This is a genomic window from Pedobacter miscanthi (genome assembly GCF_032678605.1).
Classification (GTDB): Bacteria; Bacteroidota; Bacteroidia; order Sphingobacteriales; family Sphingobacteriaceae; genus Pedobacter; species Pedobacter miscanthi_A.
In genome coordinates, this window is the sequence record NZ_JAVTSU010000030.1 from 48,144 (window position 1) to 54,143 (window position 6,000).

Genomic DNA, 6,000 nt, shown 5'->3' on the forward strand with positions numbered 1-6,000 from the left:
TGTTTTCCGATCCGCCAAGCTGTCTGGTACTCGTAAATAAAAGATTCTTCGTTATGTTATCAATAACAGATTCCATAGTAAAGTCGTCATTTCGACTGGAGTGTAATCCCGAACATTTGAAAGAGAAATCTTGGTAACAAATTATAAAATCAAGTTTAAAAGATTTCTCCACTGCGGTCGAAATGACGATACCACGAAGCCATTTACCTTTTTACCCATCTGTCACTAATATTGATTTTATACCATAAATTATTCCTCAGAATGACAGTATAGCTATCGCTTCGAAAAAGCCTGCTGATATTTAAGTGGTGTTTTACCGGTTATCTCCCTAAAATATTTATGAAAACTGGTAAAGTTATAGAAACCGCAATCGTAACAGATTTCTTTTACCGTTAAATCATTTTCGATCAGCAGTTTACAAGCCTGCCCTACCCTGATCTCGTTCAGAAACTGTGTATAGGTTTTCCGGCTTTTAGTTTTAAAGAATTTACAGAACGAATTTGGACTTATTTTAGCTACGGCAGCAATTTCTTTCAGTTCTATCTTTTTCTTATAATTACTGATGGTATAATTATAGATCGACTGGATTCTGTCTTTTTCGTTTTCCAGGAAGTTGGGTTTAAATCCAAGCGAAACCAATGTTGTTTTTTCTTCACAACTGGCAATTTCGGTGAGGACTTCCAACAGCTTAATAATTCGCATGGTACCCTTTGCTTCAATAATCATGGGCATTAAATTAGCTATCCGCTCTTTTGCAGCTCCCTGTAACTGTATTCCCTGTTTAGATTGTGCCAGCATTTTTTTGAGTTCCTGGTTTTCAGGCAAATCTACAAATGTGGTACCTAAAAAATCTTCCTTAAAATGAATGGCGTAAACATCAACTGATTCTGCGTCTTTTTTTTCAAAGAATTCGGGGTCAAACCGCCAGTAATGAGGTAGATTACTTCCAAGCAGCACCACATCTCCTTCACTAAAATTTTTAATGCTATCGCCAATAAACTGCGTTCCCCGGCCCTTTTTAATATAAATCAGCTCTAAGGCAGAATGGTAATGCCACAGGTTGTTTACATCCGGCATAATATCCCTCCGGGCGCTAAAAGAATCTACCGTATTGGTAGATACATTAAGTAAATGCGGTTTCATAAAATTTTAAAAAATCAATCTAATATGCAGTAATATTCCGCAATGTATAAAATTGAGCCAATATCATTTAATAATTAGATCATAAAGTTAAATTTTTATTAGCACTTAAGGACTTAATTTGTAATACAACAACTAACCAAAAACATATTTATGAAGGTGGGATTATTTATTCCTTGTTACATCGAAAGATACCAGTTATGGATAGGGTATATTTATCGCAGAACCTTTAAAAAACGGCAGATATCGAGCAATCATTAGTGATCGGTGCCCATGGCGCCCGGAGTTTAAGTCTTTTTATTTTTAACAAAACCAGCCTAACCAAACCAATATGAGCCACACTACCACAACAAATTTTCGGGCATCCGATACGCCAAAAAAGAATGGCAATGGATACCTGTTCCCATTAATTCTGGTCACCAGCCTCTTTTTCTTCTGGGGTTTTGTGCATAACCTCGATCCGGTTTTAATTCCCCATTTACGCAAAGCGTTTCAACTAAACGTTTTCGAATCTACCCTGGTCGATTCATCCGTTTTTATCGCCTACTTTTTATTGGCACTTCCCGCGGGTTACATCATGCGGAAATATGGTTACAAAAGTGGGATCATATTGGGGCTTGTTTTATTTGCCATTGGTTGTTTGTTATTTATACCCGCAGCCAATACTGCGCAGTACATCTTTTTCCTCGGGGCACTTTTTATCATCGCCTGTGGTTTAACTTTTTTAGAAACAGCTGCAAATCCTTACGTTACCGTACTCGGAACGCCAGAAACCGCTACCCAACGTTTAAACTTCTCTCAATCTTTTAATGGTTTAGCCGCATTTTTAGCACCTGTACTCGGAGGTAAATTGATTTTTACCGAAGCAAAATACACCGATGCCCAGTTGGCGAAATTATTGCCTTTAGAAAAGCAGGCTTATATGCTCGAAGAAGCTTCAACCGTAAAAGCGCCTTATTTAATTCTGGGTATCCTGATTATTGTAGTGGCCATCCTGTTTATTTTTACCAAACTACCTGATATTAAGGAAGAAGAAAATACGAATGAAAAAAGCTCTTTCAAACATGTATTGGGCCACAGCCATTTGCGTTGGGCGGTTATCGGACAGTTTTTTTATGTAGGCGCACAGGTTTGTGTATTGAGTTTATTTATCAGTTTTGTAACCTCATCTGCAGGAATTACTCAGGTACAGGCCGCTTGGTACTCTGGGGCAGCCGGCCTGGCTTTCATGATTGGTAGATTTGCAGGCACCTTTTTCATGAGGTTTGTCGCTCCACACAAATTGTTAATGTTATACGCTTTAATCAGTGCGCTACTTACCCTGGTATCTATTTTTGCAAGCGGAATGATTACGGTTTATGCTTTAATTGGCGTGGCATTTTTTATGTCGATCATGTTCCCAACCATATTCTCTTTAGGCATAGCCGGTTTAGGCAAAGATACCAAACTGGGTTCATCACTGATTGTAATGTCGATTGTAGGTGGCGCGTTTTTACCGCCAGTATTGGGCTTGATATCAGATGCTACACATCACATACAATATGGTTATATAGTACCATTCGTTTGCTTTTTAGTGGTATTTTACTTTGGCTGGAAAGGCTGGAAACCCAATCATATTGAAAAAGAAATAAGTTTAGAAAAATAGCATTATGAATGAACAACCATCTGTTATATTTTTTAACACAGATGCATACACATAAACACGGATTTTTATATCTGTGTGCATCCTTTTTATCTGTGGTTAACGATAAGGGATGATTTAACCCGTGATGGTTTACAATAAATACATATTATTATATAGATGAAAAATTTAGTCATCAAAATTAACAATGCTGATAATGTTTTGGTAGCGCTGCAGGATTTACCCGTTGCGGCCGAAATTGTGCACGAGGCGAATACCTATTTTACCGTTGATGAAATTCCGGCAAAACATAAGTTTTTTATGCAGGATATGAATGCTGGCGACGAAGTGATTATGTACGGCGTTTTGGTTGGGAAAGTGCAGTTTGATGTAAAGGCTGGCATGCGCATGAGTGTAGAGAACACCAAACACGCTGCTGAACCCTTTGCCTACCGCAATGTTAATTATAAATGGGAAGCACCTAATGTGAGCCAATATGGCAACCGTAAATTTTATGGCTATCACCGTAAAAATGGTGCAGTGGGTACCGCCAATTACTGGTTGTTTATTCCAACGGTTTTCTGCGAAAACAGAAATCTCGATATTATAAAAGAATCATTGTATAGCGAACTTGGTTATGCGGTAGATGCTCAATATAAATCGTACACGCACAAGCTCGTTCAGGCTTACGAAAGTGGAGAAAGTATTGATAATATCAGTTTCGAACCTAAAGCAGATAAAGCCAACCGTACCTTTAAAAATGTTGACGGGATTAAATTCCTTACGCATAACGGCGGTTGTGGCGGCACCCGTCAGGATTCGGATACATTAAGCAAATTACTGGCTGCTTATGCCAATCACCCTAATGTGGCTGGTGTTACCGTTTTAAGTCTTGGTTGTCAGCATTTACAGGTAGAAGATTTTAAACGGGATCTTTTAACACTTGATCCTGATTTCGACAAACCACTTTTAATTTTCGAACAGCAAAAAACACAAAGTGAAGAACAACTAATCCAGAATGCAATCAAAAGCACTTTTGAAGGCCTGATGTTCATCAATAAACAAGAACGTACAGAAGCCCCTTTAAGCAAGTTATGCGTAGGCGTAAAATGTGGAGGCAGTGATGGTTTTAGTGGCATTTCTGCCAATCCGGCTGTGGGTTACTGTGCAGATTTATTGGTGGCATTGGGTGCAAAAGTATTATTAGCCGAATTCCCTGAGCTTTGTGGTGTGGAGCAGGAAATGATCGACAGATCGGTAGATCAGCCTACGGCGGAAAAATTTATCCGCTTAATGACCGAATACGATGATTTGGCACATAAAGTAGGCTCAGGTTTTTACATGAACCCTTCGCCGGGCAATATTAAAGATGGTTTAATTACCGATGCAATCAAATCGGCCGGCGCAGCGCGTAAAGCGGGCTCTGCTCCTATTGTAGATGTGCTAGATTATACCGAACCTGCTACTAAACCGGGTTTAAGCCTGGTATGCACACCAGGAAACGATGTAGAAGCCACAACCGGTAAAGCAGCTGCCGGTGCAACGCTTATTCTGTTTACCACAGGTTTGGGTACCCCAACGGGAAACCCAGTATGTCCAACCATTAAAGTGGCAACCAATTCTGTTCTGGCCAAACGCATGAGCGACATTATCGACATTGATACCGGAGCAGTAATTAACGGCGAAAAAACCATTAACGAAATGGGCGAAGATATCCTCGAATATTGCATTAAAGTAGCCAGCGGAGAAGAAATTCCGAAAGCCGTACAGCTTAACCAGGATGATTTTATTCCATGGAAAAGGGGGGTAAGCCTTTAGGTAATGGAAGATGGATGAGGTAAAATGGAAGATGTGAGATGGAAAGTTTTCGAATAAAACCGTCATTTCGACTGGAGTGAAACGGAATGGAGAAATCTACACAGACAAAGTCCCTATCTATGCCCTAGACGCCTGGCGCTTTGCTTAAATAAAAACAAAAACATAACCGAATATGAATTTAAATTTAGACGGAAAAATAATATTGGTTAGTGGTGGTGCAAAAGGCATCGGTGCAGCAATTGTTAAAGCTTTGGCCATCGAAAATGCTTTTCCAATCATCATTGGCCGAAATGAGGAAGATAACCTGAAAATGCTTCAGGAAGTAAAAGATTTAGGCTTAAAAGCCGACTATTTCACAGCAGAACTTACCGCACCCGAAAGTTGTAAAACCATCGTAGATGATATTCTTACAAAATACAATAGAATAGATGGTTTGGTAAATAATGCAGGTGTAAATGATGGCGTTGGCCTCGAAAATGGTACCTACGAAGCTTTTATGGAATCGCTGCATAAAAATGTGGTGCATTATTACCTTTTAGCCAAGTATGCTTTACCTGCGTTGAAAGAGAGTAGAGGTTCAATCTTGAATATCGGTAGTAAAACAGCCGAAACCGGACAGGGCGGAACATCTGGTTATGCCGCATCAAATGGTGCCAGAAATGCTTTAACCCGCGAATGGGCGGTAGAATTATTGCCATACAGCATCCGCGTTAATGCCATTATTGTAGCTGAAGCCTGGACACCGTTATACGAAAAATGGATTAGCTCTTTCGATAACAGGGATGAGAAACTAAAAAGCATTACCGATAAAATCCCTTTCGAAAACCGAATGACTACTGTAGATGAGATCGCCAATACCGCCGTGTTTTTATTATCGGATAAATCGAGCCACACTACCGGCCAACTAATCCATGTAGATGGCGGTTATGTGCATTTAGATAGGGCTTTATTGTAACCCACCTCCTCGGTCTGTGTGCTCACAGACCGAGAAAAAAACCATAAATTGGTCTGTGTTGCCACAGGCCACGGCATTGGGAGGACTGTATCCTTGCCTCCTCTTCTGTCATTCTAAACATCGCTGTCAATAACAGAATCCATAACAGCGGGCGTCATTCCCGCGCAGGCGGGAACCACGAAGTGCTCAGCGAAGCTAATCTTAATGCAACCTGCAACCCCTACCAAGGCATTATGATTGCCAGTCGGGCTGGCAATGACGATTCTGCACTGTCATTAAACCTCCAATGTATTTAAAAAATGCTAACCTCTATCAATGACAAATTCTAAAGAATGGTCGTCATTCCCGCGCAGGCGGGAACCACGAAGTACTCAGCGAAGCTAATCGTAATGCAACCTGCAACCCCTACCAAGGCATTACGATTGCCAGTCGGGCTGGCAATGACGATTCTGCACTGTCATTAAAC

At 40.4% G+C, this 6,000-nt stretch carries 4 protein-coding genes; 3 read left to right on the forward strand and 1 reads right to left on the reverse strand.

Features of this window, described 5'->3' with window-relative positions; translation table 11 throughout:
* Positions 1-273: 273 nt before the first annotated feature.
* Positions 274-1,143 carry an AraC family transcriptional regulator gene (locus R2R28_RS27480; RefSeq protein ID WP_316828867.1) on the reverse strand — a complete coding sequence of 290 codons (870 nt, stop codon included), beginning with the start codon at positions 1,141-1,143 and terminating at the stop codon, positions 274-276.
* A gap of 328 nt (positions 1,144-1,471) precedes the next feature.
* Here R2R28_RS27480 and fucP point away from each other — a divergent pair, with 328 nt between their 5' ends.
* The 3 genes from fucP (at position 1,472) to R2R28_RS27495 (ending at position 5,534) form a co-directional block, all read left to right on the forward strand.
* Entirely contained in the window at positions 1,472-2,785 is a 1,314-nt protein-coding gene (fucP, locus tag R2R28_RS27485; protein WP_316828868.1) for an L-fucose:H+ symporter permease, read from the forward strand.
* Between the two features lie 156 nt (positions 2,786-2,941).
* The gene (locus R2R28_RS27490) at positions 2,942-4,579 is read left to right on the forward strand and encodes an altronate dehydratase family protein (protein WP_316828869.1); all 1,638 of its coding nucleotides are present in this window, start codon (positions 2,942-2,944) and stop codon (positions 4,577-4,579) included.
* A gap of 172 nt (positions 4,580-4,751) precedes the next feature.
* On the forward strand, positions 4,752-5,534 hold the full coding sequence (locus R2R28_RS27495) for an SDR family oxidoreductase (RefSeq protein ID WP_316828870.1): 783 nt from the start codon (positions 4,752-4,754) through the stop codon (positions 5,532-5,534).
* Positions 5,535-6,000 lie beyond the last annotated feature (466 nt).